At 62.9% G+C, this 26,870-nt stretch carries 21 protein-coding genes and 1 pseudogene; 10 read left to right on the top strand and 12 right to left on the bottom strand.

Annotation, left to right across the window (positions count from 1 at the left end; translation table 11 throughout):
- Positions 1-33: 33 nt before the first annotated feature.
- Positions 34-1,452 (bottom strand): L-serine ammonia-lyase, encoded by a 1,419-nt coding sequence (locus DAD186_RS04085; protein ID WP_065247612.1) that lies wholly within the window; start codon positions 1,450-1,452, stop codon positions 34-36.
- 52 nt (positions 1,453-1,504) lie between these two features.
- Positions 1,505-2,968: a DEAD/DEAH box helicase gene (locus DAD186_RS04080; RefSeq protein ID WP_065247611.1), complete on the bottom strand. Its 1,464-nt coding sequence runs from the start codon at positions 2,966-2,968 to the stop codon at positions 1,505-1,507.
- A gap of 200 nt (positions 2,969-3,168) precedes the next feature.
- Between DAD186_RS04080 and panD the strand changes: the two genes are divergently transcribed.
- From panD to DAD186_RS04065, 3 genes are read left to right on the top strand one after another with little or no spacing between them, the layout of a single operon-like run.
- On the top strand, positions 3,169-3,576 hold the full coding sequence (gene panD, locus DAD186_RS04075; protein ID WP_065247610.1) for an aspartate 1-decarboxylase: 408 nt from the start codon (positions 3,169-3,171) through the stop codon (positions 3,574-3,576).
- A 17-nt stretch (positions 3,577-3,593) separates the two neighbouring features.
- On the top strand, positions 3,594-4,511 hold the full coding sequence (locus tag DAD186_RS04070) for an AEC family transporter (protein WP_157457082.1): 918 nt from the start codon (positions 3,594-3,596) through the stop codon (positions 4,509-4,511).
- A gap of 26 nt (positions 4,512-4,537) precedes the next feature.
- Positions 4,538-5,002, top strand: a complete 465-nt coding sequence (locus tag DAD186_RS04065) for a low molecular weight protein-tyrosine-phosphatase (protein ID WP_065247608.1) — start codon at positions 4,538-4,540, stop codon at positions 5,000-5,002.
- Here the strand turns inward: DAD186_RS04065 and DAD186_RS04060 are convergent.
- On the bottom strand, positions 4,999-5,535 hold the full coding sequence (locus tag DAD186_RS04060) for a GrpB family protein (RefSeq protein ID WP_065247607.1): 537 nt from the start codon (positions 5,533-5,535) through the stop codon (positions 4,999-5,001). The genes DAD186_RS04065 and DAD186_RS04060 overlap by 4 nt on opposite strands.
- 169 nt (positions 5,536-5,704) lie before the next feature.
- On the opposite strand from DAD186_RS04060, the gene leuS reads away from it, so the two are divergent.
- Together leuS and DAD186_RS04050 are read left to right on the top strand one after the other, a co-directional pair.
- Positions 5,705-8,689, top strand: a complete 2,985-nt coding sequence (gene leuS / locus DAD186_RS04055) for a leucine--tRNA ligase (RefSeq protein ID WP_065247606.1) — start codon at positions 5,705-5,707, stop codon at positions 8,687-8,689.
- A 198-nt stretch (positions 8,690-8,887) separates the two neighbouring features.
- Positions 8,888-10,102, top strand: coding sequence for a hypothetical protein (locus DAD186_RS04050; protein WP_157457081.1), 1,215 nt, complete (start codon positions 8,888-8,890; stop codon positions 10,100-10,102).
- Positions 10,103-10,164: 62 nt separating this feature from the next.
- Here the strand turns inward: DAD186_RS04050 and clpB are convergent, their stop codons facing one another.
- Together clpB and DAD186_RS04040 are read right to left on the bottom strand one after the other, a co-directional pair.
- Positions 10,165-12,783, bottom strand: coding sequence for an ATP-dependent chaperone ClpB (clpB, locus tag DAD186_RS04045; protein WP_065247604.1), 2,619 nt, complete (start codon positions 12,781-12,783; stop codon positions 10,165-10,167).
- Between the two features lie 132 nt (positions 12,784-12,915).
- A pseudogene (locus tag DAD186_RS04040) lies at positions 12,916-13,352 on the bottom strand (RNA-binding S4 domain-containing protein).
- Positions 13,353-13,507: 155 nt separating this feature from the next.
- Here DAD186_RS04040 and DAD186_RS04035 point away from each other — a divergent pair.
- Entirely contained in the window at positions 13,508-14,917 is a 1,410-nt protein-coding gene (locus DAD186_RS04035) for an AMP-binding protein (protein ID WP_065247603.1), read from the top strand.
- 9 nt (positions 14,918-14,926) lie between these two features.
- Positions 14,927-15,547 carry an L-threonylcarbamoyladenylate synthase gene (locus DAD186_RS04030; protein WP_065247602.1) on the top strand — a complete coding sequence of 207 codons (621 nt, stop codon included), beginning with the start codon at positions 14,927-14,929 and terminating at the stop codon, positions 15,545-15,547.
- Between the two features lie 32 nt (positions 15,548-15,579).
- On the opposite strand, the gene DAD186_RS04025 is transcribed toward DAD186_RS04030, so the two are convergent.
- The gene (locus DAD186_RS04025) at positions 15,580-16,872 is read right to left on the bottom strand and encodes an MFS transporter (RefSeq protein WP_065247601.1); all 1,293 of its coding nucleotides are present in this window, start codon (positions 16,870-16,872) and stop codon (positions 15,580-15,582) included.
- Positions 16,873-16,901: 29 nt separating this feature from the next.
- Here DAD186_RS04025 and deoD point away from each other — a divergent pair, with 29 nt between their 5' ends.
- Positions 16,902-17,624 carry a purine-nucleoside phosphorylase gene (gene deoD / locus DAD186_RS04020; protein WP_065247600.1) on the top strand — a complete coding sequence of 241 codons (723 nt, stop codon included), beginning with the start codon at positions 16,902-16,904 and terminating at the stop codon, positions 17,622-17,624.
- A gap of 69 nt (positions 17,625-17,693) precedes the next feature.
- Here deoD and DAD186_RS04015 read toward each other — a convergent pair whose 3' ends face one another.
- Positions 17,694-17,918: a hypothetical protein gene (locus DAD186_RS04015; RefSeq protein WP_082991074.1), complete on the bottom strand. Its 225-nt coding sequence runs from the start codon at positions 17,916-17,918 to the stop codon at positions 17,694-17,696.
- A gap of 127 nt (positions 17,919-18,045) precedes the next feature.
- Between DAD186_RS04015 and DAD186_RS04010 the strand changes: the two genes are divergently transcribed.
- Positions 18,046-18,816: a type 1 glutamine amidotransferase gene (locus tag DAD186_RS04010; protein WP_065247598.1), complete on the top strand. Its 771-nt coding sequence runs from the start codon at positions 18,046-18,048 to the stop codon at positions 18,814-18,816.
- Between the two features lie 162 nt (positions 18,817-18,978).
- Here DAD186_RS04010 and DAD186_RS04005 read toward each other — a convergent pair whose 3' ends face one another.
- The 5 genes from DAD186_RS04005 to gcvT all read right to left on the bottom strand — a co-directional run bounded on the left by DAD186_RS04005 (position 18,979) and on the right by gcvT (position 26,171).
- Positions 18,979-20,118: a glycosyltransferase family 4 protein gene (locus DAD186_RS04005; RefSeq protein WP_065248716.1), complete on the bottom strand. Its 1,140-nt coding sequence runs from the start codon at positions 20,116-20,118 to the stop codon at positions 18,979-18,981.
- 120 nt (positions 20,119-20,238) lie between these two features.
- The gene (locus DAD186_RS04000) at positions 20,239-21,462 is read right to left on the bottom strand and encodes a cobalamin-independent methionine synthase II family protein (RefSeq protein WP_065247597.1); all 1,224 of its coding nucleotides are present in this window, start codon (positions 21,460-21,462) and stop codon (positions 20,239-20,241) included.
- Between the two features lie 123 nt (positions 21,463-21,585).
- Positions 21,586-24,579, bottom strand: coding sequence for an aminomethyl-transferring glycine dehydrogenase (gcvP, locus tag DAD186_RS03995; RefSeq protein ID WP_208854277.1), 2,994 nt, complete (start codon positions 24,577-24,579; stop codon positions 21,586-21,588).
- A gap of 23 nt (positions 24,580-24,602) precedes the next feature.
- Positions 24,603-24,971 carry a glycine cleavage system protein GcvH gene (gene gcvH, locus DAD186_RS03990; protein ID WP_065247596.1) on the bottom strand — a complete coding sequence of 123 codons (369 nt, stop codon included), beginning with the start codon at positions 24,969-24,971 and terminating at the stop codon, positions 24,603-24,605.
- A 78-nt stretch (positions 24,972-25,049) separates the two neighbouring features.
- A complete protein-coding gene (gcvT, locus tag DAD186_RS03985) occupies positions 25,050-26,171 on the bottom strand; it encodes a glycine cleavage system aminomethyltransferase GcvT (RefSeq protein WP_065247595.1) in 1,122 nt (373 codons plus the stop codon).
- 158 nt (positions 26,172-26,329) lie between these two features.
- Between gcvT and DAD186_RS03980 the strand changes: the two genes are divergently transcribed.
- Complete coding sequence (locus DAD186_RS03980; protein ID WP_257737090.1) at positions 26,330-26,869, top strand: GNAT family N-acetyltransferase; 540 nt, start codon at positions 26,330-26,332, stop codon at positions 26,867-26,869.
- Position 26,870: the final 1 nt, after the last annotated feature.

The following is a 26,870-nucleotide window of genomic DNA, read 5'->3' as shown; positions in this document are numbered from 1 at the left end:
GTGGCATTCGCGTCTAACGGTAGCCCACGTGCCTCAACACGCGGGCAAAGACACGGGAACCGTGACGGCGAGGCCACCCATCGCGGTTTCTTTGTAGCGTTCGTTCATGTCCTTGCCCGTGCGGCGCATCGTTTCGAGCACGGTATCGAACGAGACGAAGTGCTCACCGTTGCCGCGCATCGCGAAGCGCACAGCGGTGATCGATTTGATGGCGCCCATGGCGTTGCGTTCAATGCAGGGCACTTGCACGAGGCCACCCACGGGATCGCACGTAAGGCCAAGATTGTGCTCCATCGCGATTTCGGCCGCGTTTTCCACTTGCCGAGGCTTCGCGCCCATGACCTCAGCGAGACCCGCGGCGGCCATCGAGCTTGCCGAGCCGACCTCTCCCTGGCAGCCCACTTCCGCACCGGAAATCGAGGCGCGTTCCTTGCACAGCGAGCCAAAAGCCGCAGCTGCGAGCATGAAACGCACGATCATGTCATCGCGATCGTCGTAGCGCAGGTACGTGAGGGCGTAGTAGAGCACCGCGGGAATAATGCCGGCGGCGCCATTCGTGGGTGCGGTCACCACTCGCCCCCCGCCCGCATTTTCCTCATTCACCGCGAGAGCAGCAAGGCTCACCCACTCAAAGGCGTTATCGGCGCGATGGTTCGGGTCTTCAAGCTGAAGAGCATCGTGCCAGGTCGCTGCCCTTCGGCGCACATTGAGACCGCCGGGGAGCACACCGGTCGTGTGCATACCGCGCTCGATGCAGGCCTCCATGACCGCCCAAATCTCGAGGATGCCCTTGCGGATCTCGCTGTCGCTTCGCCAATGCCTTTCGCGCATGAGCATCGCTTGCGACACGGTGATGCCGTTTTCTTCGCACACGCGAAGAAGTTCTTCCCCGCTTTCGAAGATCGGCTTCACTTTGCCTTCGCCCTCGTCGTCGCTCTCGCCTTCGGCGAGGGGTTCCGACGCCTGCTGGGCTTCAAGCTCCTCTTTATCCACGACGAAGCCGCCGCCGATCGAGAACATCGTGCGTTTCTCGAGTTCGTTGCCGCTTTCGTCAAGGACCGCGAAGGTCATGCCATTGGAGTGCTCGGGAAGGAAGGTGAGCGGGTGAAGCACGATCGTGGAGGGGCGCAGACTCACGGGCACGCGCCCGCCAAGCATGAGGCCACCATTGCTATCGATATCTTTCGCACGCGCCCATGCCTGCGCAGGGTCGATGGTCGCGGGATCATTGCCTTCGAGGCCAAGAACGACCGCGTCGAGTGTCCCGTGCCCCATGCCGGTTGCCGCGAGCGAACCGTAAAGATGCACCTCGACATCGGCGATGTCGGGCCCGATCGTCGGATGGGCAAGGGCCTCGTCAGCGAACTCTTTCGCGGCGCGCATGGGGCCAACGGTGTGCGAACTCGAGGGGCCGATCCCGATCTTGAACAGGTCAAAGAGGCTCACGCTCATGAGGGGTCTCCTTCTCGTATCGAACGCGGATCATGTGATGTGTGGTTGAGCTTTAGCGCGACCGACGCTGGCCGCGTGGGCGGGTGGTGGAAGCACCTCGTGCCCGGCGGGCGTCGGACCCTCGCTTTTTTCCACCCGTGCGGCGGCCTTTGCCCGGGCCGGACGCGCGCGAAGAGGAAGACCTCTCGTGCTCGTCGTAGACCGCGCGGCGCTTTTCGTTCTCGCGCCTTTCGGCGGCGTTTTTCGAGTTGGCCCCGCGCATCCTGGTGACATCGAGCTTACGGGGCGCCCCCTTGTATTTGACGAGCTGAGGGTCCCGGGCGGGGGTTCCGCTCGGCGTCCTTCCTCCGACATACCGGATCACCTCGTCGGTCTCGGAGTTCACCTCACTCCATTCAGGTTCGACCTTTGCCGCTTCCAACACCTGGCGTGTCTTTTTCTCCTGGTGTGGAAGAGCCAGCGTCACGACAACACCCGAGGCACCGGCACGCGCGGTTCGGCCCGAGCGGTGCACATATTCCTTCGCGTCGTCGGAAGGATCGACGTGGAGTACGAGTGAGACATCGTCAATGTGGATTCCGCGCGCGGCAACGTCGGTCGCCACGAGCACGTCAAAGGCGCCCTGGCGGAACCCCGCGAGAACGTTCGTGCGAAGTCCCTGCTGCTTATTACCGTGAAGGGCAGCGGCGGGAATGCCCACCTCGATCAGCTCCTGGGCCACGCGTTCGGCGCCAAGCTGCGTGCGGGCAAAAAGGAGTGTGCGGCCATCGCGTGCGGCAATCTGCGCGGTAATCTGGCGCTTCTTTTTCGGGTTGATCGCATACACGACGTGGCGCATATTCTGCACGGCCGCGGCAACCGGCGTCGTCTCGTGCGTCACGGGGTCTACGAGGAAACGATCGGTAATCGCGTCGACTTGCTGATCGAGCGTGGCCGAAAAGAGCATCTTCTGCGTGCCCATTTCGACATGCGCGAGAATCTCGGTCACAACCGGTAGGAAGCCGAGGTCGGCCATGTGGTCAGCTTCGTCGATCACGGTCGTCTCTATGCGGTCGAGGAAGAGGTCGCCACGCTGGGCGAGATCCACGACGCGGCCCGGCGTCGCGACGATGATCTCGACGCCGCGGCGAAGAGCATCGGCCTGCTTGTCAATATTCATGCCACCCGAGACGAGCTGTGCCTTGATGCCCACGGCGCGCGCGAACGGATGGATCGTGTCCACGACCTGCACGGCAAGCTCGCGGGTGGGAACAAGCACCATGCCGAGCGGGCGACGCCTGTGCGAGCTGCGGTGGCGAAAGCGTGCGCACATGGACAGCGCGAAAGCCAAGGTTTTGCCCGATCCGGTTTCGGCTCGAGCGAGAACATCGCGGCCCGCGAGCGCGTCGGGGAGGATTGCTTCCTGGATTTCGAAGGCGCGCTCAAAACCCTGCGCCTGCAGCTCTTGTACGAGCTCTTCGGGAAGCGCCATCGCATCGAAGCGTTCAGCTTTGTGGACTCTGCGTGACTTGGGCATGATGATGGCCCCTTTCTTCGCGCCTTCGCGCGGTCCGGTGTTTCTCGTGAGCGCCGTAGCGCCGGGCCCCGTAGGGCGGTAAACGCTTCAAGTATCCGTGAGCGACCCCCACTGCGGGAAGGGAGCCGCGGTCTCTTCGTTCGCAAACTCACGTCCGGCACCCTCGCAGGTGCGCGATTGGGATGGAATACTTAAGCATCGTGCTGCGAACACTCATGACTTCCAAGATCCACCGTGCCACCGTGACGCAAGCCGATCTCCATTACGTGGGATCGGTGACGGTCGATGCCGATTTACTCGATGCCGCGGGCCTCATCGAGAACGAGCTCGTGGCGATTGTCGATGTCACGAATGGCGCTCGCCTTGAAACCTACGTCATCCGCGGCGAGGCGGGTAGCGGGGATATCAAGATCAACGGCGCCGCCGCCCACCTCGTGCATCCCGGGGATCTCGTGATCCTCATCGCCTACGGGCAGTTCACCCCCGAAGAAGCCGCCGCCCACACGCCGCGTATCGTTCACGTCGATGAGAAGAACCGCATCGTCGCACTCGGCAACGACCCTGCCGAGGCGGTTCCGGGCGCACCCGACCAGATTTCTTCGAGGTAGCCTCCGTGGCGAGGGTCGTGAGCGGTTTTTTCGTGATCGCCGTGATCGTCGCCGTGGGCGCATTTGCGGGGTGGAGCAACCTCATGGGCCCGCAAGCCCGTTTCGTGCTCAATCGCCTCACCTATTTCCTCGCGGGGCCGTGCCTCGTGTTCGTGTCGCTCATCGAAAGCGATCTCGCCCTCGTGCTCTCCGCGAATTTCGCGGTCGCCGCCCTAGCGGCGCTCCTGACGACTTCGCTCGCCGCACTTCTCTCGCTTATTTTCCTCAAGCAGGATCTGCCCCACGCCGTGATCTCCTCGGTTTCGGCTTCGATGGTCAATAGCGCGAACATGGGCTTCCCTATCGCCGCCTACGTGCTTGGCGACGTCGCGCTCGCCCTGCCTGTGGCGCTGTGGCAAATGGCGGTATTCACGCCGCTCTTCCAGTCGGTTCTCCACTCTGCGGTCGCGGGGCAACGACCGAGCGTGCGCGCCCTCGCGGGAACAATCATTGCGAACCCCATGATCATCGCCTCCGCAGCGGGCCTCGCAGTTCTCGGCTTCGACCTTCACCTCCCCGCCTTCATCGTTGAACCGATCGACGTCATCGCGGGCATCTCCATCCCGGGAATGCTCCTCGCGTTCGGCATGTCGCTCACCGCCTCGAAGCCCTTCTCGAAGGAAGCGGGCCATCGCGCCGACATCCTCCTCGCCACAGCACTCAAGCTTCTCGCAATGCCTCTCATCGCGTGGGCTCTCGCGCGCTGGGCCTTTGGTCTCGCGGGCACCGAGCTCTACGCGGCCGTCGTGCTCGCAGCGCTTCCCACCGCCCAAAACGTGTACGTCGCCGCTGCGCGTTACGAGGTTGGCGAGGAGATGACGCGCGATATCGCGCTGCTGACATCGGTCGGCACCATGATCGCGCTCATGGTGATTGCGTCGCTCTTCGGCGCGTGAGAAGCGATCTGCGTTAGGGTCGAGGCATGATCGTTACTACCGTGTGCTGGGGCAACATCTGCCGCTCCCCAATGGCCGAACGCATTCTTCTTTCCGCGCTCTCTTCGCTCGACGGTGGCGGAAGCGTTACCGTGAACTCCGTCGGGGTGAGCAGCGAGGAAATCGGCAACCCCATGGATCCCCGCGCGGCTCGCGTGCTCGAAGCCGAGGGCTACGACGCGAGCGGGCATGCCGCCAGACAAGTGAGCGCCACCGACATCGAGAACACCGACCTCTTTGTGGCAGCCGAGCAGTTCCACCTCGACCGGCTACGTGCGCTCGGCGCGCGCGAGGAACAACTCGCGCTCATGACGGACTTCGACCCCGAGTCAGAGCCGGGCGATCCCCTGCCCGATCCCTGGTATGGCGGCGCCGAAGACTTCGATCGAACGCTCGACGTTCTCGAGCGCGCAATACCGCGCCTCGCCGAGCGCCTCGCCGAGGGCGCCTAAAAACTCGCGGCGAGACCCGCGAGAGCCTCCTCGTCCATCCCCGCCTCGCGCAGGATCTTCTGGAACATGGGCACCTTCGCGGCGCGGTACTCCTCCACGTCAATCGCACCCGTGAATGCGAGCCCTCGCTTATAGCCCGAGAACTCGGCGACGAGCTCCGGGCTATTCATGAGAACCTGACGCGCAGCGATGCTCGCATGAAGCAGCGGGGAGTCTTCCTCGAAGACCGTGAGTGCGTGCAAAACGCCCGAGGTGGGAGTATTCAGCTTGCGGTAGCCCTCCCCCTCCTGCTTCTCTCCCCCGGCCACATAGCCGAGTGGGGCGAGCGCCTCACACGCCTCCTCAAGCGCGAGGGGAGCGGCGATGACCGCGATATCGATGATGGGTCGCGCCACCATTTTCGGAACCGAGGTCGCACCAATGTGCTCGATCCCTTGCCCTCCGTGGCCGTCAAGGGCGTCTACCAAGGTCGTGGCGACCCCCATGAAGTCGCCCACCCAAGACTCGGAATACTCACTCAAATGAATCGCCATGCACCCATCCTACGGGCCGCGTCCACCCCGCAAAACACGCGCCGCAATCGAGGCTACGCAAGCGTCGGACCCGCCCGCAACGCTCCAAAGGCGCAGCACGTAGACTGGAGGCAGTGCATGCGCGCTCGAGACCTGCCGCGCACGAAACCGACACGAGGAAAGGGACACGATGGCTGAGGCCCCATACCGCTACACCGCTGAACTCGCGGGACAGATCGAGCAGAAATGGCAAAAGCTGTGGCTCGAGAAGGGCACGTTCAACGCCGTCAATCCCGAGGGTGAACTTTCCGATGGCCGCACCGCCGAAGAACTCGGCGAAAAGATGTTCATCATGGATATGTTCCCCTACCCCTCGGGGAAGGGGCTTCACGTGGGCCACCCCCTCGGCTACATCGCGACCGACGCCGTCGCGCGCCACAATCGCATGCTCGGTAAGAACGTGCTGTACACGATGGGCTATGACGCCTTTGGCTTGCCCGCCGAGCAGTACGCAATCCAGACCGGCACACACCCGCGGGTCACGACGGACGAAAACGTCGCGAACATGGCCCGCCAGCTTTTCCGCCTTGGTCTTTCACACGACTCACGGCGTTCGCTGCGCACGACCGACCTCGAGTTCGTCAAGTGGACCCAGTGGGTGTTCCTCCAGCTGTTCGACTCGTGGTACGACCCGAACTTCGTGAAGGCTGACGGCACGCGCGGCTCTGCACGTCCCATTTCGGAGCTCAAGGGTGCGATCCAGGATCGCGATGTTGATCCGTACGCCCTCGCTGAGCAGCAGGGCATCGAGATCCCACAGATGTGGCACGACCGCAAACCGGATCACGAGCACTGGAATCCCGAGCACGACACGCCCTTCGACTACCTCATCCAGTACACGCCCGAGGAGATGCGGGAGCTCGTTGACTGTTTCCGCCTCGCCTACGTGAGCGACACTCCCGTGAACTGGTGCCCCGGTCTCGGCACCGTGCTCGCGAACGAGGAAGTCACGGCCGAGGGCCGCTCCGAGCGCGGCGATTTCCCCGTGTTCAAGCGCCGACTTCGGCAGTGGAACCTGCGGATCACCGCGTACGCCGATCGACTTCTCGAAGATCTCGAGACCGTCAATTGGCCCGAATCGGTCAAGTCCATGCAGCGCAACTGGATCGGCCGCTCACGCGGTGCGCAGGTGACGTTCGCGCTGGAGTCCGACGCTAGCCCCGCCCTCGCCGATGCCACGTTCGATGTGTTCACGACCCGCGTGGACACGCTGTTCGGCGCCATATTCACGGTGCTTTCCCCTGAGCATCCGTTGCTGGTTGATGTCAGCATTCTTCCGGAGTCCTGGCCCGAGGGCACGAAGGCGGCGTGGACCGGTGGAGCGGCGAACCCCCGTGAAGCTGTGGCTACCTATCAGGAGCGCGCCGCAGCCCTCGAAGAGGATGAGCGCACCGCCGATTCGCGCGAAAAAACGGGCGTGTTCACGGGTCTTTTCGCCGTGAACCCCATGGATGGGCGCGCGCTGCCCGTGTTCACCGCCGACTACGTGCTCATGGGCTACGGCACCGGTGCGATCATGGCAGTTCCCGCCGAGGATGAGCGCGACTACGCATTCGCGAGCGCCTTCGAGCTTCCGATCATTCGCACCGTGCAGCCCCCGGCCGACTTCGAAGAGGGCCAGGCGTACACGGGCGACGGCAAGAAGATCAATTCGCAAAGCGCCGAACTTGACCTGAACGGCATGAACAAGGCCGAGGCGATCGCCGCCGCAACCGAGTTCGCCGAGAGGAAGGGCTTTGGCCACGCAAAGACGACGTACCGCTTGCGCGACTGGCTCTTCAGCCGACAGCGCTACTGGGGCGAGCCGTTCCCGATCGTGTACGCGGAAGACGCGCCCGAGGTTCCGATCGCCCTCCCGGTCGATCAGCTCCCCGTGCAGCTTCCCGAGCTTGACGATTTCTCCCCGAAGACGTTTGACCCCGACGATGCGGATACCGAACCGCAAACGCCGCTTTCGCGTGTCGATGACTGGGCGTGGGTCGAGCTTGACCTTGGCGATGGCCTGAAGCGCTACCGCCGCGAAATGAACGTCATGCCTCAGTGGGCAGGCTCCTCGTGGTACGAAATCCGCTACACGGACCCGACGAACGACGAACAGATTTCCGCGCCTGCCAACGAGCAGTACTGGATGGGTCCGCGCGAAGGCGCGCCCACGGGCGGTGTTGACCTGTACGTTGGCGGTGTTGAGCACGCCGTTCTCCACCTGCTCTACGCGCGCTTTTGGCACAAGGTCCTGTTCGACCGCGGCTACCTTGCGAGCGCCGAGCCGTTCCACACTCTGTTCAACCAGGGGTATGTGCAGGCCTACGCGTACCGCGACGAGCGCGGCGTGTACGTCAACGCCTCCGAGGTTGTCGAGGAAGCCGACGGCTCCTTCACTTATGACGGTAAGCCCGTGACCCAGGAATACGGGAAGATGGGCAAGTCCCTGCGCAATATCGTGACGCCCGATGACATGTACGACGAGTTCGGTGCCGACACGTTCCGCGTGTACGAAATGTCGATGGGCCCGCTCGACCTCTCGCGCCCTTGGAACACGCGCGACGTCGTGGGCTCGCAGCGCTTCCTTCAGCGCCTGTGGCGCCTCGCGGTCTCGGAAGAGACCGGTGAGTGCGTCGTGAGCGATGCCGAGCCGAGCGTGGAGACTCTGCGCGCCGTGCATAAGACCATCGACGCGGTGAGCGCCGACATGGAGCACATGCGCTTCAACACGGCGATCGCGCGTCTCATCGAGCTCGTCAACCACCTCACGAAGGTCGCGAGCGATGGCGACGGCGCCCCGCGTTCGGCCGTCGAGGCACTCGTGCTCATGGTCTCGCCGTTCGCTCCGCACCTTGCGGAGGAACTGTGGGCGAAGCTCGGTCACGACGAGTCGCTCGCGCGCGCTTCCTACCCTGTTGCGGATCCGCAGTACCTCGTTGCCGACGCTGTCACGTGCGTCATCCAGGTCAAGGGCAAGGTGCGCCACCGCATCGAGGTGGACCCGGAGATCTCGGCGGAAGACCTCGAAAAGGCAGTGTTTGCCGAGGAGCGCGTGCAGAAGCTCATCGAAGGACACGAGGTGCGAAAGGTCATCGTGCGCGAGCCGAAGCTCGTCAACCTCGTCCTCTCCTAACTGGATTGCATAGGGGTTGTGGGGGTTTGAGTCTTTGTGCTCAGACCCCCACACTTCTTGGGTTTGAGGAGCGCTTCGAAACGACACAGCGACGCTCGTCCAACACTCTGCGGCGGCTCGCGCTCCACACCTCTCGGTTTCACCACTCCGCCCTGGGACGCGCATGGTGACGCCTTTTCGATCCATAGCATGCAAGCTATGGCACGCACCCGAGCTCCTATCCCGGCCGCCCTCGCGCACACCGTATTCACCTCCCAAGAAGCCTATGCCAGGGCGGTCACGCGCGATCAACTTCGGGGGCCCAATTATCAGCAGCTTTACCGGGGAATTTACGCTCCGACGGCGCATTCGCCCACAAGCTGGGACTACGCGCGCATCGTGACGCACGCCTGCCCCAAAGCCGCGCTCTCTCAAATTTCTGCAGCACTCTTCTGGGGATTTCCTCTACCAACCAGATTCCTCGCGTGGGATTGCCTGCAATTCCCGAACAGCAGACTTCACACTCCCGAAAAGTCCAGTGGCGTCCCGGATTTCGTTTACCCCGACTATCACCGCTCCCCTCCTCAGCCGTGTGCCGAATGGCGGCAGCATCTTTTGGTAAGCGACGATGTCATTGATGTGGAGCCCGAGCAGATTCTTGCGGGTGTAGGTGCCGACGGTGGCTCAGCAGGCGTCGGAATGCCGTGGCACCCCTCCACCGCGCCCTTGTGGACAGAGCCGCTCAGGATTATGTCTCGCGAACGAACGTTCCTTGATCTTGCGACGGTGCTGAACCCGTTTGAGCTCGTGGCCGTAGGCGACTACCTCGTGCGCCAACCGCGCCCGAATTACGAGGGGCGAAGCCGGCCTTATTGCACATTGGCAAGCCTTAAGAGCGCGCGCGAAAGTTATCCAAAAATCGACGGTGCCACCAACACGCGTTGGGCGCTCGACAATATTCGCGTAGGCTCCGATTCACCTCAGGAGACGCTGTGCCGCCTTCTTCTCGTCGAGGCAGGGCTTCCCGAACCGCAGCTCAATATTCCTATCCCGCTTCCCGGAGGAATCGTCGTTCCCGATCGCGACCTCGTCTATCCGGCCCAGAAGGTCGTTGTGGAGTATCAGGGAAGCTCCCACGAGGAGCCGCAACGAGCGGCGCGCGACCACTACCACGCCGAGATTCTTCGGGAGGAAGGGTGGGAGGTCGTCCCGATTTTTAAAGACGACCTCCCGTATGTCGGTTGGTGCGACGAGTTTCCAACGAAGTATCGAATAGACGCGCCGGGGATGCCTCGCATCAATCGGGTCAACTTTAAGTCATCGCCATACACTCTGGCGCCGGAGCCTCACGAGTGGCCTCTCGTGATCAAGGTTCGCGAAGCATTCCGGCGCCAGGCAATGCGGGAGGTTGCGGGGGCTAAACCCGAGGAATAACCCCCACAACCCCTATGGAATCCAGTGGAGGGTGCGAATAACCCCCACAACCCCTATGGAATTCAGTGGAGTGCGAGGCGGGAAGAATCGCCCTCCCCGTGCTCCACGTCAACCGTGACCGTTTGATCATCCGTGACCTCGCCCGTGAGGATAAGGCGCGCGAGCGCATCGCCAATCTCCTTTTGCACGAGCCGCTTGAGCGGACGCGCACCGTAGGCCGGATCAAAGCCGCGTTCGGCAAGCCAATCCTCGGCGGCTTCGCTCACGTCGAGCGTAATGCGGCGGTTCTTGAGACGCGCCGCGAGCGAAGCAACCTGGAGACCAACGATATGGCGCAGCTCCTCGCGACCGAGCGAGTCGAACAGCACGATGTCGTCGAGACGGTTGAGAAACTCGGGCTTGAACGCCGCACGCACGGCGTTCATGACCGCGCCCCGTTTCGCGCTGTCGTCGAGGCTCGGATCCTGGAGGAAGTGTGCGCCGAGGTTCGAGGTCAGGATCAGGATGGTGTTCCGGAAATCCACCGTGCGCCCCTGGCCGTCTGTGAGGCGGCCGTCGTCGAGCACCTGGAGGAGAATGTCGAAGACATCCGGGTGGGCCTTTTCAATCTCGTCCAAGAGCACGACGGTGTAGGGGCGGCGTCGGACCTGCTCGGTCAGCTGCCCACCTTCTTCGTAGCCGACGTAGCCCGGGGGCGCCCCTACGAGGCGAGAAACGCTGTGCTTCTCGCCGTACTCAGACATGTCGATACGAACCATGGCGCGTTCGTCGTCAAAGAGGAATTCGGCGAGGGACTTCGCGAGTTCCGTTTTGCCAACGCCCGTGGGGCCAAGGAAGAGGAACGAGCCGGTGGGGCGGTTCGGATCGGAGATACCGGCGCGCGAACGACGCACCGCGTCGGCGACCTCGGTCACGGCCCGATGCTGACCAATAAGCCGCCTGCCGATGATCTCTTCCATATCGAGAAGCTTTTGCGTTTCGGACTTGAGGAGGCGTCCCGCGGGAATGCCCGTCCACGCGGAGACGACTCCGGCAATGTCGTCGGGACCCACCTTGTCGGCAACGAGCGGCTTTTGCTCCTCCTCGTTCGAGGCTTCCCCGGCACCTTCTTCGTGTTCGAGTTCCACGAGCTTCTTTTTGAGCTCGGGGATGTCGCCGTAGAGGATTTTCGAGGCCTGGCTCAAGTCGCCTTCACGCTGAGCCCTGTCGGCCTGCATGCGTAGATCTTCGAGCTTCGCCTTGAGCTCGCCAACCTCGTTGAGGCCGGACTTCTCGCGCTCCCAGCGTGCGGAGAGTTCGTTCATCTCTTCGGCGCGGGCGGCAAGGTGCTCGCGAACGCTCGCAAGCTGCGCGAGCGACCCCGGGTCGTCCGAGCCTTTGAGGGCGAGTTCTTCCATTTTGAGGCGGTCAACCTGGCGGCGCAGAATATCGAGTTCAACGGGTGAGGAATCGAGTTCCATGCGCAGCCTCGACGCAGCCTCGTCGACAAGGTCGATGGCTTTATCGGGAAGTTGACGATTGTTGATGTAGCGATCCGAGAGCGAGGCCGCCGCGACAAGCGCAGAGTCGGAGATGGTCACCTTGTGGTGAGCCTCGTACTTGTCCTTCAGGCCACGCAGAATCGTAATCGTGTCTTCAACACTCGGCTCACCCACGAATACCTGCTGGAAACGGCGCTCGAGCGCCGGATCTTTTTCAATGCGTTCGCGGTATTCATCGAGCGTCGTGGCGCCGACCATACGGAGTTCGCCGCGCGCGAGCATGGGCTTGAGCATGTTGCCGGCGTCCATGGATCCTTCACCTGTGCCACCGGCACCGACCACGGTGTGGAGCTCATCGATGAAGGTGATGACGTTGCCGTTGGAGTCGCGAATTTCGTCGAGGACACTCTTGAGGCGCTCTTCAAATTCGCCGCGGTATTTCGAGCCGGCGACCATCGAGGAGAGGTCGAGCGAGATGAGGGTTTTGCCGCGAAGAGATTCGGGCACATCTCCCTCAACGATGCGCTGGGCGAGCCCCTCAACGACGGCCGTCTTTCCGACGCCGGGTTCGCCGATAAGGACGGGGTTATTTTTCGTGCGGCGGCTGAGCACCTGGACGACACGGCGGATTTCGCTATCGCGGCCGATAACGGGGTCGAGTTTGCCCTCACGTGCGCGAGCCGTGAGGTCGACCCCGAACTTTTCGAGGCTCTTGAAGGAGCCTTCGGGGTTTTCTTTGTTCATGCTTGTTCCTTTGGTGAGTGTGGCGATGCTGGCGCGGATCGCTTTCGGGGTCGCGCCGAAGTCTTTGAGGATGTCGCCAGGCGTTTTCGCCGCCTTGGCGATTCCGTAAAGCAGGTGCTCTGTCGAGATATACCCCTCAGCACCCTGCCCCATGCCGGCACCGGCTTCTTTTCCGGCGGCTTCAAGTGCGTCGTAGCCGTCGCCTTGAAAGACCGGCTTTTGATCGGTGTTCCCCGTGAGTCGGGGAAGTCGCTGGGTTTCCTGATCTACACGTTCTTTGAGAGCACCGATGTGTGCCCCCGTGTCCTCCAGAACGGCCGTGGCGATCGAATCTTCTTGCTCGAGAAGTGCCGCAAGCAAGTGCAGACCGGTGACGTTGGTGTTGCGGAATGATTCCGCTTTGCGCGTGGCCGCTTCGACGGCTTCGCGCGAGCGTTGTGTAAAGGAAAATTGCATATTTTCCGCTCCTTTCACGTGGGTGTGCGCTACGCGGAAGGCTCGGGCGCCGAGGGATCCGACGCTTCTCCAGCCTCTCTCGCTTTCGCGCTTACATCTCGTGCAACGCCACCAAGGTTGAGTCTATTCCACTCAACTTTCATTATCGTCAAAAATTGCTCGCCACCTGCCATTTTGCGACTCGCGGCCGCGAAGGCGATCGAGTGCCCGGCGCTCCTTCTTCGTAGGCCGCCCCGCTCCTCGTGCGCGCCGAGGTGGCGCAGCAAACAACTGCGGCGGTGGCGGAGCCGAGATGTCGGTATAGGCCTCGCGCGCGAGCGGCGCTCCCACACGCTTCGCAAGCAGCTTTTGACCACGTACTCATTCGTGTAACCGGGGTGGCGCACCGCAACCGTACTGCCGATGTTCAGCCGGAAGCTCGGTTTGACGACCTCGCCATCGACTCTCACGTGTGAGGCCTTGATGGCGCTCGAGGCGAGCGACCGTGTTTTGAAAAGCCGCACCGCGTGCAACCACGAATCAAGGCGTACGTTCCCATTTCCTGCATCGGCATTCTGACTCTCGTTCACGGTGCTACTCTCGCATACCTGCTTCGCGCGGGGCGTGCTCACGAAACGCCCGGGAAACCTGAGGTCAACGTGCAGGTTCTCTCCCTAAACTGCACACGTCACCCGCAGTGCACGCTCGTGCCCCGCACCAACATTCACGTGAAAGGAGGGCGCTCATGGCCCCGGCGAAGCCGCACTCACATGATCCGGCTCACCGCTTGAGCGCGCGCCCCCTTCCACTCAACGCCTCCGAACTTCTCGATTTCGCCATCGCGCATTTCCGCTCACGCACGGCACTTGAAATGACCGGCACACGTGTGAGCTATGGCCAGCTCGGTCGTCGCATCCGCTGCCTCGCGCAGGGTCTTTTGGATTCGGGCATTCGCGCGGGCGATCGCGTGGCGATCGTCCTGCCCATGAGCATCGATGCCGTTATCGCCTTCCACGCGGTTCTCCGGATCGGCGCAATCGCCGTTCAGCATTCTGATCGCGAGCCCATGATGCGCCTGAGCCGCGAGTTTGCCGACTACTCCCCCGTCGCAGTCATTATCGCCGAATACCGCCTCAATGCCCTCGCGGGGCTCGATGAAGAAGCGCGACCGAAAACCGTGATTACCGTCCAGGCTCCTGAACTTCCCAAGCAGGCACCGCGTCGCCTCACTTTCACGGGAGCGCTCGCGGAAATCGCGAAGGCGAGCGGCAAGGGCGTCATGCGAGTTGCGGCACCACCCAAGGGCCCCGCCCAGCTCCCTCTCTCCTTCGGCACGCGCGCGAAGCTCAAGGACCTTCTTGGCTCGGCACCTCTTCCGCTGGACTATCCGTACCCGGAACCGAACGACCTCGCCGCTCTCGTGTACGAGGGAGGCACGCGCACAAGTGCACTCGGCGCGATGATCACTCACGGAAACCTGACGGCGCTCGCCCATCAATCTCTCGAATATCTCGAAACGGCGCCGGCGGGAACCGAAACGGGCTACGCCCTGTGGCCCTTGCACTCGACCATCGGGATTGCCGACACCCTCACCACGAGCCTGTTTTATGGCCGCCACACGATTCTCTTCCCACGCTTCGACCACTCGGCGCTCGTGCGCGCTCTCAAGAAAAACCCTCCCTCGGTGATCTCAGGTGACACCGAGGTTTTCCGATTCCTCGCCGAGTATGCGCGCACCACCGGTAAAGCGCCCATGATTCGCCTTGCCTTGAGCCCCATCCGCAGGGAGCATACGCCGAATCTGCGCGACTGGGCCCGGGATCTTGGCTGGCCACTCGTGGTGAGCTTCGATGGGGCAGAAGCGGGGGTCGCCCTGTTCCTTCGCACCTCCGTGGAGGGGCGTGAGCACACGGTGGGCACGCCGCTTCCGTCGATCGAGGTGCGGGTCGTCGACGTGCACGACCGCGGGCACGTTGTGGGCCCGGGCACCGTCGGAAAACTCATGATCAAAGGCCCTCGGGTGTTTCACGGCTACTGGAAGAAACCCGATGAGACGACCTCGGTGCTGAGCGCGGACGGGTGGGTATTGACGTCCTCGCTCGCCTCGATCGATACCGACGGCTACGTCACGCTTATTCCTTCACCAGAGCACTAACATGGGGACATGGCACGCCTCATTCCGATCCACCCCGTCACACCGCAAGCGCGTCTCCTCGACCAGGTCGTCGAGCGGCTCAGGGACGGGGAACTGATTGCCTACCCCACCGATTCGGGCTACGCGCTCGGATGCCGCATAGGCGCGCACGATGCCCTGGAACAGATCCGCACGATCCGCCACACGGGCAAGGACCACCACTTCACCGTCATGTGCAGCGAATTCGCGCAGCTTGGAACGTACGTGCGGATTTCGAACCCGAACTATCGCCTCGTGAAAGCGCACACACCCGGCCCCTACACCTTCATTATGCCGGCCACGAAAGAGCTCCCGCGCCGCATGCTCCACCCGAAAAAACACACGATTGGAGCGCGCATTCCCGATGACGTGGTCGCGCGCGCGATCGTCGACGCGTTCGGGGAGCCGCTCATGACTTCGAGCCTCATCATGCCCGGTGAGAACGATGTGCTCACCGAGTCGTGGATTGTCGAGGACCGCATCGGGCACCTCATCCCCGCGATTGTCGACGGCGAGATCACGGGCATGGAACCCACGAGCATCATCGATCTCACCGACGACGTACCGCGTGTCCTTCGCGAGGGCCGAGGCGATACATCCGCGTTCGCCTAGGCAGTGCAGGGCCGGTCCGACGCTTGCCAGGCCTACCTCGCTTCCGCAAGTGTGGCCCGTTTGTCGACCTTCGTGGTGTTCTCGAGCGCGCCCGAGAACACGAGGATTCCCACTGCGTAGAGCGGTACGAGCGCGAGGGCATAGCGCAGAGTGAAGAGGTCAGCGAGCCAGCCCACGATCGGTGGGGCGGCGAGGAAGCCAATGCGAGCGAACCAGCCAACGACGGTAATGCCGACTCCGTGGCCGAGCTCTTCAACGTTGTCGCCCGCTCGAAATACGGCCGGGAACAGCGTCGCCACACCCCAGCCCGCGGCTGCAAAGCCGATCACGGCGGTCACGGCGGTCGGCCACACGAGCATGACGCTCATGCCCACGAAGGAGATCACCGCGCCCACGCGCGCGGTTGTGCGGTCGCCCCAGGCATCCACGATCGGGTCCCCCAGGAAACGGCCGAGCATCTGTGCGCCCTGAAGGGCAACGAACGCGAGCCCAGCGACGAACGGCGACGCATTGAAGGTGTGGGTCATGAAGAGCGCACCCCACGTACTGCCGGCATCTTCGGTCGAACCAGCGAAGACGAGAACCATGCCGAGGGCACCGAGCAACGCGAGAGCGCCAAGCTTCCCGCGGCTGGGTGACGTGCTTTCGAGTAGGGTATTGCCACTCGTTTCGCCCACGAGATCCGCCGGGGCCTCGTTCGCGGAGGACGCACTTGGCGAGGAGACTTCCTTGACCCGCTCGGCGGCGTCGGACCCCTTGAGCAGGAACGGGAAGTTCGCGATGGCAATCGCGCCAAAGAGGACGAGCCCACCCCAGCCCTGCCATGCAAGCGGGACGCTGAACTGCGCACACACGGCACCGAGGACCCCGCCGAGAACCGCACCGAGCGACCAGAATCCGTGAAAGCTATTGATGATCGAGCGGCGATAGCGACGTTCGACTCGCATGCCGTGGGCATTTTGGGCGATGTCCGTGATGGCGTCGAAGCTCATCGCAAGCACAAAACCGAGAGCGAGGAAACCCCAGCTCGGCGCCACGTAGATCAAAAGGTGCGCGCTCGAGGCGAGAATCTGGAAAATGAGCGCGGCTGTGCCTGAGCCGATCTTCTTCATGATGGGCGCGGCAAGCAAACCGAAAGCGAGACCGCCGAGCGGCCCGAGGCCCACGGCGAGGCCAAGCTCGGTGTTGGTAATGCCGAGCTGACGCACGATCTCGGGGTAGCGAGGCAAAATAGCGCAAAAGCTCACACCATTGAGAAGAAAAACGAGCGAAACCGCCCAACGGGCACGCACTGCCTCACGATCGGGCACAAAGGTTTCGGGCATCCCATCTCCAAACACCGTAGGCTTAAGGCATGTCTACACATATTAATGCCCCCGAAGGCGCCATCGCGCCTTACGTCCTTTTCCCCGGCGACCCGTATCGCGCACGATGGATCGCCGAAACCTTCCTTGACGATCCACAGCTCTACAACGAGGTGCGCGGCATGCTCGGGTACACGGGCACCTACAAGGGCGTGCGCGTGAGCGTTCAAGGCTCGGGAATGGGCCAGCCTTCCATGGCGATCTACGCGCACGAGCTCATGAACGACTACGACGTTCAAGCCATCATTCGCGTGGGTACCGCGGGCGGCATGGCACCCGAGGTGAAGGTGCGCGACGTTGTGATCGCGAACGCCGCAAGCACCGACTCGGCCATGAACCGCGCACGCTTTGGCGACGTCACGTACGCTCCCGCTGCTGACTTCGAACTCATGCGCCTCATGGTTGAGGCTGCAGAGGAGAAGAATCTCCCCTATCGCGTTGGCGGGCTTTTCTCGGCCGACCAGTTCTACAACCCGAAACCCCTCACGGAAACCCTCGCCAACTACGGCGTCCTCGGCGTCGAGATGGAGACCGCAGGTTTGTACACGCTCGCCGCGCAGTTCGGCCGCAAGGCGCTATCGGTGTGCACGATCTCTGACCACCTCCTTACGGGCGAGGAGACGAGCGCCCAGGAGCGCCAGGAGACGTTCGACTCGATGATCGTCATGGCTCTCGAGGCGGTCGTGGCCCTCGACAAGAAACGCGCGCAGTAGCTCCTGCCTGCACGCATAGCGAAAGGCCTCGGCGACAGTGCCGAGGCCTTTCTTGTGACTGGAGAGCTTCTACTTCGTGAAGAAGCGCGGAATGATCTCGAAGGCGACAAAAAGCGCGACGATCGACATGGCGAGGCCCACAACGAACCAGATCGGCGCGACGGTGTAGAGGCTCATGACGTAGAGACCACCCGCGAAGAGAAGGAAGACGAGCGCAGTGACGATGATCGAAAAGGCGAGGCTATTGCCCTGCGAGGTTTCGTTGCTTGCCGCGGCGTCGTTGTGCTGGGTCACGCTTTTCTCCATGATGTTCGAGTCGGGGTCGCGGCTGCAAGGGGTTGCCGCTGCGTGGCCAGTCTAAACGATGGACGAAAGTCCTCCAAGTACGTCGCATGGAGTTTGTCTCCTGTATAACGGGGACATGGGAAACAATGTGCGCGGAACACTGACGGTCATTCAGCACGAAGATGATTGCCCGCCGGGCTTGCTCGAAGGCCTTGCGCGCAGATCAGGCCTCGCCCTCGCTCTCGTGCGCCCCTACCGCGGCGAGCCACTCCCCTCGTTCGACAACCTCGCCTCCACCTCGCAAGGCCTCGTGATCCTCGGAGGCGGGCCCGGCCCTCTCCAAGACGAGCGCTACGATTGGCTCGCACCGTGCCGCCAACTGTGCCTCGATACCCTCGAGGAAAGTTTTCCGCTGTTGGGGATTTGCCTCGGCGAGGAACTTCTTGGAGCGGCGCTTGGAAGTGAGATCACGCGAAGGCCGAAGCCTGCCGTCGGACTGCGCACAGTACTGCCCGAGCCCGCCGCCGCAACCGATCCGCTCTTTGCCCGCGCCGAGGTTCGTGCACCGCACCAAGCGTTTCAGGCCTTCCAATGGCACCAGGACGAAGTTTCGGCGCTCCCGAGTGCAACCCCGAGCGGCGCACCAATCGTGCCCCTCGCTCGCGATGAGGAGGGCCGACTCGAGGCCTTCCGCGCGGGGGAGGCGGCATGGGGCGTGCAGTTTCATCCCGAAATTACGCCCGCGATTGCCACGAGATGGGCGACCACGAGCGCGCTCACACCGAGTGATCGTGATCCCGAGTCGTTCGCGCGTGAGATCGAGAGGTGGCGCGGCTCGAACCAGGGAGTCGATGCCCCCGTGCGCCTCCTCGACGCCTTTGTGAGGTTTGCCTGCTCCGCTCGCTAAATGCCCGGCCGCGTCGCCGTTCTACGGCAAGCCCGGCTTGGCGCCCCCACCTCCACCTTTGAGGGTGGAAAACATGCCGAGGCCATGAGCTACTCGGCCTGCCCTCACACCGTGACCTTCACATTGGTACGGAAGGCGAGTGGCACGGGAGAAGGGCGAGCGTTACGCGGCGTGCGCGGCCTCGTGAAGACGCGCCGCCTCGCGATAAAAGCCGAGAAGCTGCTCCGCGAGAACGGGCCACGTCCGCTGCCGCACCGATTCCTGCGCAGCTGCAGCGAAATGCCCGCGTTTCGTGTCGTCACCGAGAAGATCCTCGACGTACGCGCGAAGCTCCTCAAGCTTGCCGGGCGTGTAAAGCCAACCCGTGTGCGAGTGGTCGATGAGGTCGATCGGGCCACCCGAGCGAGGAGCGATCGCGGGAAGGCCTGAGGCCATGGCCTCTTGGATCGTCTGGCAGAACGTCTCGAGCTCACCCGTATGCACGAAGAGGTCGCACGAGGCAACGATTTCTGCGAGTTCGGCTCCCTTCTTGAAGCCCGCAAAATAGGCGCCTGGCATGGCAGAACGAAGCTGCGCCTCGAGGGGCCCCTCCCCCACGATCACGAGACGCACATTCGGCATCGACTCGAGAATGGCGAGGTCGTCTACCTGCTTTTCGGCGGCAAGACGCCCCACGTACACGACGAGTTTCTCACCATTCGGAGCGAGGCGCTTACGAAGCTTCTCGCTGCGGCGCGTGGGCGAGAACTGCGAAGTATCAACTCCGCGTCGCCAAATCTGCACGCGCTCAATGCCGTGCTCGACGATCTGATTGCGGGTGCTCGAGGAGGGCGCGAGATTGATCTCGCAGCGGTTATGAATGTCGCGAAGGAACATCCACATCGCTTCTTCGAGCACGGGAGCGCCGTATTTGCGCGTGTAGCCCGGGAGGTCGGTTTGGTAGATGGCGACCGTGGGGATGCCACGCTTGACGGCGGCCTTCGAGGCGGCGTTACCGAGGAGGGCCGGGCACGCGAGGTGCACGACGTCGGGATGAAAATCGTCGATAATCGAACGAATCCGGTAGTTCGTGGTCGCGCTCATGCGCACCTGCCCGTACCCCATCATCGGTAGTGACAGCACGGGTATGACCGGCACACGTTCCGCGCCGAACGTTAGTTCGTTCGGGATACCCGGGGCGCCTGGCGCGACGATCCTGACCTCGTGGCCGGAGCGCGCAAAGCACTCGACAACCCTGAGCACCGAGTTGGTGACGCCATTCATGTGCGGAAGGAACGATTCGGCAACGACGAGGATTTTCACGTTCCTCATTGTGTCCCTCGGGAGCAACGGCCGTGGGAAAGACACGTGTCGGACACGTAACGGGGGCGTGAACGCTGCGCGTCACGCCCCCGTTTTCTCGGTGATTTCCCGCCTAAAAACTCAGTATTTCGCCGAAGCGATGCCCGCACCTTCCACGAGGCTTTCGAGCTTCGCCCACGCGATCTCCGGATGGATACGGCCACCGAGACCACAGTCGGTCGAGGCAATCACGCGCTCGGGGCCCACGATGTCGGCAAAACGCTCGATGCGCTGCGCGACGAGTTCCGGATGCTCGACGACGTTGGTCGAGTGCGAAACGATGCCGGGCACGATCACGCAATCCTCAGGGAGCGTGACATCCTTCCACACGACCCACTCGTGCTCGTGGCGCACGTTCGCCGCCTCGAACGAGTAGTACTTTGCGTTGACCTCGAGCATGAGTTCCGCGAGGTACTTGAACTCAAAGTCCGTGACGTGCGGGCCGTGCCACGAACCCCAGCACGTGTGCAGACGCACGAGCTCGCGCGGGATACCGTCGATCGCGCGGTTGATCGCCTCCACGCGCTTCTTCGTGAACGCGAGGTAGTCCTCAACGCTTGGCTCCGGATTGATCTGGTCAAAGTTCTCGGCAAGCGACGGATCATCGATCTGGATCTGGATGCCCGCATCGGTGATGGCCTTGTATTCGGGGCGCATCACGTCAACCCACGCATCGAGGAACGCGTCCGGGTCGCCGTAGTACTCGTCGTGGATGCGCGCGCCCGAGCCCGGCGAAAGGGTCGAGAGGTAGCCCTGCTTGTAGCCCGACTTCTCAAGTGCGTGCGAGAAGTTCGTGATGTCGTTCGCGCACAGCTCCTTGCCGAGCTCAGAGAACGCTACCTTGCCGGTGGCCGCGGGGACGATGAAGGTTTCCGGCTTGTCGTTAGTCGTGGGAACACCCGTAACCGGGTCAGCGTAGGCACCGGGGAAGAGACTGCGGTCGCGGCGATCATCGAAGCTCGTGAGCACGATGTTGCCCGGCTCACTTCGATGCGGCTCGGCGTTGAAGAAATCGGTTCCCGTGAGCTCAAGCCCCTCGGTGCGGTCGTAAATGTACGACCACCACGAGCCGTAGTTGATGGCCGAGCCCATCGCCTTGCCGTATTCGCCATCGCCCGGCACTGAAATGCCAATCTCCTTCTGGCGAGCAACGACGCCATCCACGGCATCGGCGAGAACGCGCTCAAACTCAGGCGACTTTTTCGGGGTGAAGCCGTCGGCCTCGAGTTCCCTGTTGTAGTTCGCGTCGATCAGTTCCTTGGTGCGCGGAAGCGAGCCCGCGTGTGTGGTGAGTATCTCTGTCATGGCCATAAACCTATGAGAGTTCCGACCCGTCACCAAACTTCCGTTCACGTTCGTTCATGTTGTGGACTCGGGACACAAAAGTGGGGCGCCCCCGAAGGAACGCCCCACTCTCACATCGCGCTATCAGCCCTGGTCGTAGGCATCAAGCGGCTGGCACGAGCACACGAGGTTGCGGTCGCCGTAGGCCTGGTCAATGCGCCTCACGGGCGGCCAGTACTTCGCCTGGTACTGCATCTGCTGCGTCATGTGGAAATCCGGGTCATAGCCGGCTTCGCTCGCAGCGTTCACGCCCGGGTACACCGCCTCGTCGCGCGAGTAAGGGTGATCCCACTCTTCACGCGACACGGAGTACGCGGTGTGCGGGGCATTCACGAGCGGATTGTCGTCCTTTGGCCATTCGCCCGACACCACTTTCTCGGCTTCATCGGCGATGCGGTGCATCGCGAGGATAAAGCGTTCGATCTCCCACAGATCCTCCGATTCGGTCGGCTCGATCATGAGCGTGCCCGCAACGGGGAAGCTCATGGTCGGCGCGTGGAAGCCGTAGTCGATGAGGCGCTTTGCGACATCGTCGACGGTGATCCCCGTGCGGTCGGTGAAGGGGCGCAGGTCCACGATGCACTCGTGGGCCACGAGACCGTTTTCGCCGCGGTAGAGAATCTCGAATTTTTCGCTGAGCCTCTTCGCCATGTAGTTCGCGGCGAGCACCGCCGACGCGGTCGCGTGACGCAGGCCCTTCGCACCCATGAGGCGGATGTAGGTCCACGGGATCGGGAGGATCGACGGAGAACCGTACGGCGCCTGCGACACGGGCGCACCACCGTGGGTGCGGTCTGCGCCGCCGATCACCGGGTGTTCGGGGTTCTGCATGTCCGGGTGGCCCGGTAGGAAGGGCGCGAGGTGGGCTTTCGCCGCAACGGGTCCGACGCCCGGCCCGCCACCACCGTGCGGAATGCAGAACGTCTTGTGCAGGTTCAGGTGCGAAACGTCGCCGCCGAATTCGCCCGGCTTCGCCACTTCGAGGAGTGCGTTGAGGTTCGCTCCATCGACGTACACCTGACCGCCAGCATCGTGCACGAGCTGCGTGATCGTACGGACCTCGGACTCGTACACGCCGTGGGTCGACGGGTACGTGATCATGATGCACGCGAGTTCATCGGCGTGATCCTTGATCTTCTGCTTGAGGTCATCGAGATCCACGTTGCCGTTGGCATCGCTCGCAACGACCACGACGCGCAGGCCCGCGAGGACCGCGGAAGCGGCGTTGGTGCCGTGGGCCGAACTCGGCACGAGGCACACGGTTCGCGCAGACTCGCCGCGGCTCGCGTGGTACGCACGGATCGCGAGGAGACCCGCGTACTCTCCCTGCGAGCCAGCGTTCGGCTGAAGCGACACGGTGTCGTAGCCCGTGACATCCGCGAGCCAGGTTTCGAGCTGAGTAATGAGCTCGACGTAACCTTCGACGTCGCTCGCGGGAGCGGCGGGATGGATCGCGTTGAACTCGGGCCACGTGATCGCGGCCATTTCAGTTGCGGCGTTGAGCTTCATCGTGCACGAACCGAGGGGAATCATGCCGCGGTCGAGCGCGTAATCCTTGTCCGCAAGGCGGCGCAGGTAGCGCATCATCGCGGTCTCCGAACGGAACGAGTTGAACACCGGCGCCTCGAGGTAGGTCGAGGTGCGCGTGAGTTCGCCCCAGGTCTCTCCGGGCTCGACCCAGTCTTCAAGTTCGACATCCCCCACGTGTGAGGGCGAGAACTGCGAGAAAACCTCGGCAATCTCGCGAAGCGCACGAGGCGTCACCGTTTCATCGAGGCTCACGTGAATCGTATCCTCGTTCGGCTGAGCGACGAGAATACCGCGCTCATCGAACGCCTTAGCGATCACGCCGGCTTTACCGTTCACACGCACTTCGATCGTGTCGAAGAACGTCTCGTGCGCCAGTTGGAAGCCATTGGACGTGAGCCACGTAGCGAGCGACGCGGTGCGCCCCGCGACTTCGCTCGCAATCTGCCGCAGCCCATCCGGGCCGTGGTACACGGCGTACATCGAAGCCATGACGGCGAGAAGAACCTGGGCAGTGCAGATGTTACTCGTGGCCTTTTCGCGGCGAATGTGCTGCTCACGGGTCTGGAGAGCGAGGCGGTAAGCGGGGTTTCCTTCCGCGTCCAGCGAGATACCCACGAGACGGCCGGGAATCTGGCGCTCAAGGCCCTTGGAGACGGCCATGTAGCCCGCGTGCGGGCCGCCGAAGCCGAGCGGAACACCAAAGCGCTGCGAATTACCCACGGCGACATCGGCGCCGAGTTCACCCGGCGAGGCGAGGAGCGTGAGCGCGAGGAGGTCAGCGGCTACGACGGCTTTCGCTTTATTCGCCTTGACCGCGGCGATGACCTCGCGCGGATCCCACACTCGGCCCGAAGCGCCCGGGTACTGCAAAAGCGCACCGAAGTACTCGCCTTCGGGAGCGCCGTCCTTTGCGAAGTCGACGTCCTGAAGCTCGATGCCGACCGCTTCGGCACGGCCACCGAGCACTGCGCGAGTCGTGGGTAGAACGTCCGTGTCCACGAGGAACACGTTCGACTTGTTGCCTCGCGCCGCGCGACGCGCAAGCAGCATCGCCTCGGCGGCCGCGGTGGCCTCGTCGAGCATCGACGAGTTCGCGATCTCGAGACCGGTGAGGTCCCCGATCATGGTCTGGTAGTTGAGCAGCGCCTCGAGCCGGCCCTGCGAGATCTCGGGCTGGTAGGGCGTGTAGGCCGTGTACCAGGCGGGATTCTCAAGGATGTTTCGCTGGATGACCGACGGCGTGTACGTGCCGTAATAACCGTGGCCAATGAGCGAACGCTTCACGGTGTTCTTTTTCGCGAGCGCGCGAAGCTCCTCGAGAGCCTCGGCTTCGCTCGCCCCCTCGGGAAGCAAGGAATCCAGGCCCTCGTCGAGAAGGATCGTGCCGGGCACGGCCTTCTCAAGGAGCGCAGCGAGCGAGTCGAGACCAAGTGCCTCGAGCATGGTCTTTTGCGCGTCGCTCGTCGTACCAACATGGCGACGAACAAACGAGTGAAGACCTTCGATCGCCGAGTCGTCGACAGCGACGTTGCTGTGGTGTTCAGACATGAACGGGAAACTCCTCAATATTTTTACTTGCTGGTCAGTTCGGTGTATTCCTCAGCCGAGAGAAGGTCGTCGGGGGTCTCCGTGACCTTGACCTTGATGAGCCACGCCTCGCCGAAGGGATCCTCGTTAACCTTCTCCGGGCTCTCGACGACCTCCTCGTTCACCTCGGTGACCTCGCCCGAGAGCGGCGCGAACAGATCGGAAACCGACTTGGTCGATTCAATCTCACCCATCTCGGTGCCGGCCTCGACCTCTTCACCAACGGAGGGCAGATCGACGTAGACGACGTCGCCGAGCTGATCGGCGGCGAAGTCGGTCACGCCGATCGTCGCGGTGCCGTCGCCTTCATCGCGTACCCATTCGTGGTCCTTGCTGTACTTCAGATCCGACATCTTTGTTCCTTTCAGAGTGTGTGAAGCGTAACTTCGTGAAAATCCTACGGGCCGCCTCCTGGTAGGCAGCCTCAAGCACTACTTGGCGCGGGAGTAAAACGGGAGTGGTACGACGGTTGCCGGGAGCGCTTTGCCGCGCACATCGATCGAAAGCTCCTGACCTTCATTCGCGAGGCCCGGCTCCACGTAGGCGAGGGCAATCGGGTATCCGAGGGTCGGCGAGAGAGCACCGGAGGTAAGCTCCCCCACTTCCTCACCGTTCTCGTCGCGAAGAATGTAGCCAGCGCGGCCTGCGCGGCGACCGTCGGCTTTGAGGCCCACGAGAGTGCGGCGATCCGAGAAGTCCTTCCCCTCGAGCGCTTCGCGGCCCACAAACTCGCCCTTGGATTTGAAGGCGACGACGCGACCAAGCCCTGCCTGAGCTGGGACGATGTCGAGGGTCAGCTCGTGACCGTAGAGCGGCATGCCCGCCTCAAGACGGAGCGTGTCGCGGCACGCGAGGCCGCACGGCTCGATATTTTCGCCGCCGATCTCGGCGAATGCCTCCCACGCCTTGATGCCGAGAGCGTTCGGAACGTAAATCTCGAAGCCGTCCTCGCCCGTGTAGCCGGTCCGGGCGAAGAAGATCTCCTCGCCCTCAAACGTGCCCGCGAGCACGCGGTAGTACTTGAGAGCGTCAAGCGCGTCGAGGTCCACCTCGACGTCGCTGCGCTCGGCAAAGCCGCGCACAATCTCTGCCGATTTCGGGCCCTGCACAGCAACGAGGGCGATCTCCTCGCTGCGATCAGTGACCTCCACATCGAAGCGCTCGGCGCGTTCCTTGAGAGTCTTCGCGTCCACGAGGCGGTTGCCCGCGTTCGGGACAGTAAGGAAGCGGTCGTCTGCGAGGCGGTAGACGATCAGGTCATCGATGATTCCGCCTTCTTCGCTCAGGAGAAGTGAGTACTTCGCGCGCCCCACCTCGAGCGAGCTGATCTTGCCCGCGAGCGCATAATCGAGCGCCTCGCCAGCTTCGGGCCCGGTAAAGAACACCTCTCCCATGTGCGAAAGATCGAACTGGCCCGCGCGTTCGCGCACGGCGGCGTGTTCAGCGAGGTCCGAGGTGTATCGCACGGGCATGTTCCAGCCCGCGAAATCGGTAAACGAGGCGCCTTCGCGCTCGTGAACGGCGAACAACGGGCTATTGATGAGCTCGGCCATCGGGTTTCCTGCCCTTTCTTGCGCGAATCTCGCGCGGTGTATCCCGCGTCCTCGCGGGGTGTTCAAGTTGCGGTGACATCAACGCGACCGAAACATCACGTGCTCGCCATGCGCGAGCACCTCGAAATGTCTCAGGCGTCACAGTTAAGCTAGTAGGCGTGAGACGCGAACAAGAACCCTATTGGCCGGTTCGGCTCCGCACCGAACGACTTCATATCCGGGAACCCGGAGAGGCGGACCGGGGTGACTACGTGCGACTCATGACCGACCCCTCGGCGAGCCGCTACCTCGGCGGTGCCGTCAACTTTGGCTCGCGACAAGCCCTCGAGCTCTCACCGCTCGGCAACACGTGGGGTGCGTGGATCATTGCGCACGGCGCCACCGATCACATGCTCGGCATCGCCAATCTCAGCTACGACAGAGATGAGCTCGAAATTAACTACGCACTCCTCCCCGAGTTCGTGGGCCACGGGTACGCGCGCGAAGCCGTTGAGCGCATCATCGAATTCGCGAAAGAGCAACTCGACGAGCCGCTCATGATCGCCGTCGTGCAGACCTCAAACAAACGCTCAGTTGAGCAGCTGAAAAGAATCGGGTTCCGCGTGCGCCGCGGCCTCGAAGAATTCGGCAGCCAACAACTTCTCATGGAGTATCCGCTACAACAGGAGCCGAGCGAGCGTCGGGCCCCGAACAGTTAAA

The sequence above is a fragment of the Dermabacter vaginalis genome (assembly GCF_001678905.1).
Taxonomy (GTDB): domain Bacteria; phylum Actinomycetota; class Actinomycetes; order Actinomycetales; family Dermabacteraceae; genus Dermabacter; species Dermabacter vaginalis.
This window is presented reverse-complemented; position numbering and strand designations above follow the sequence as displayed.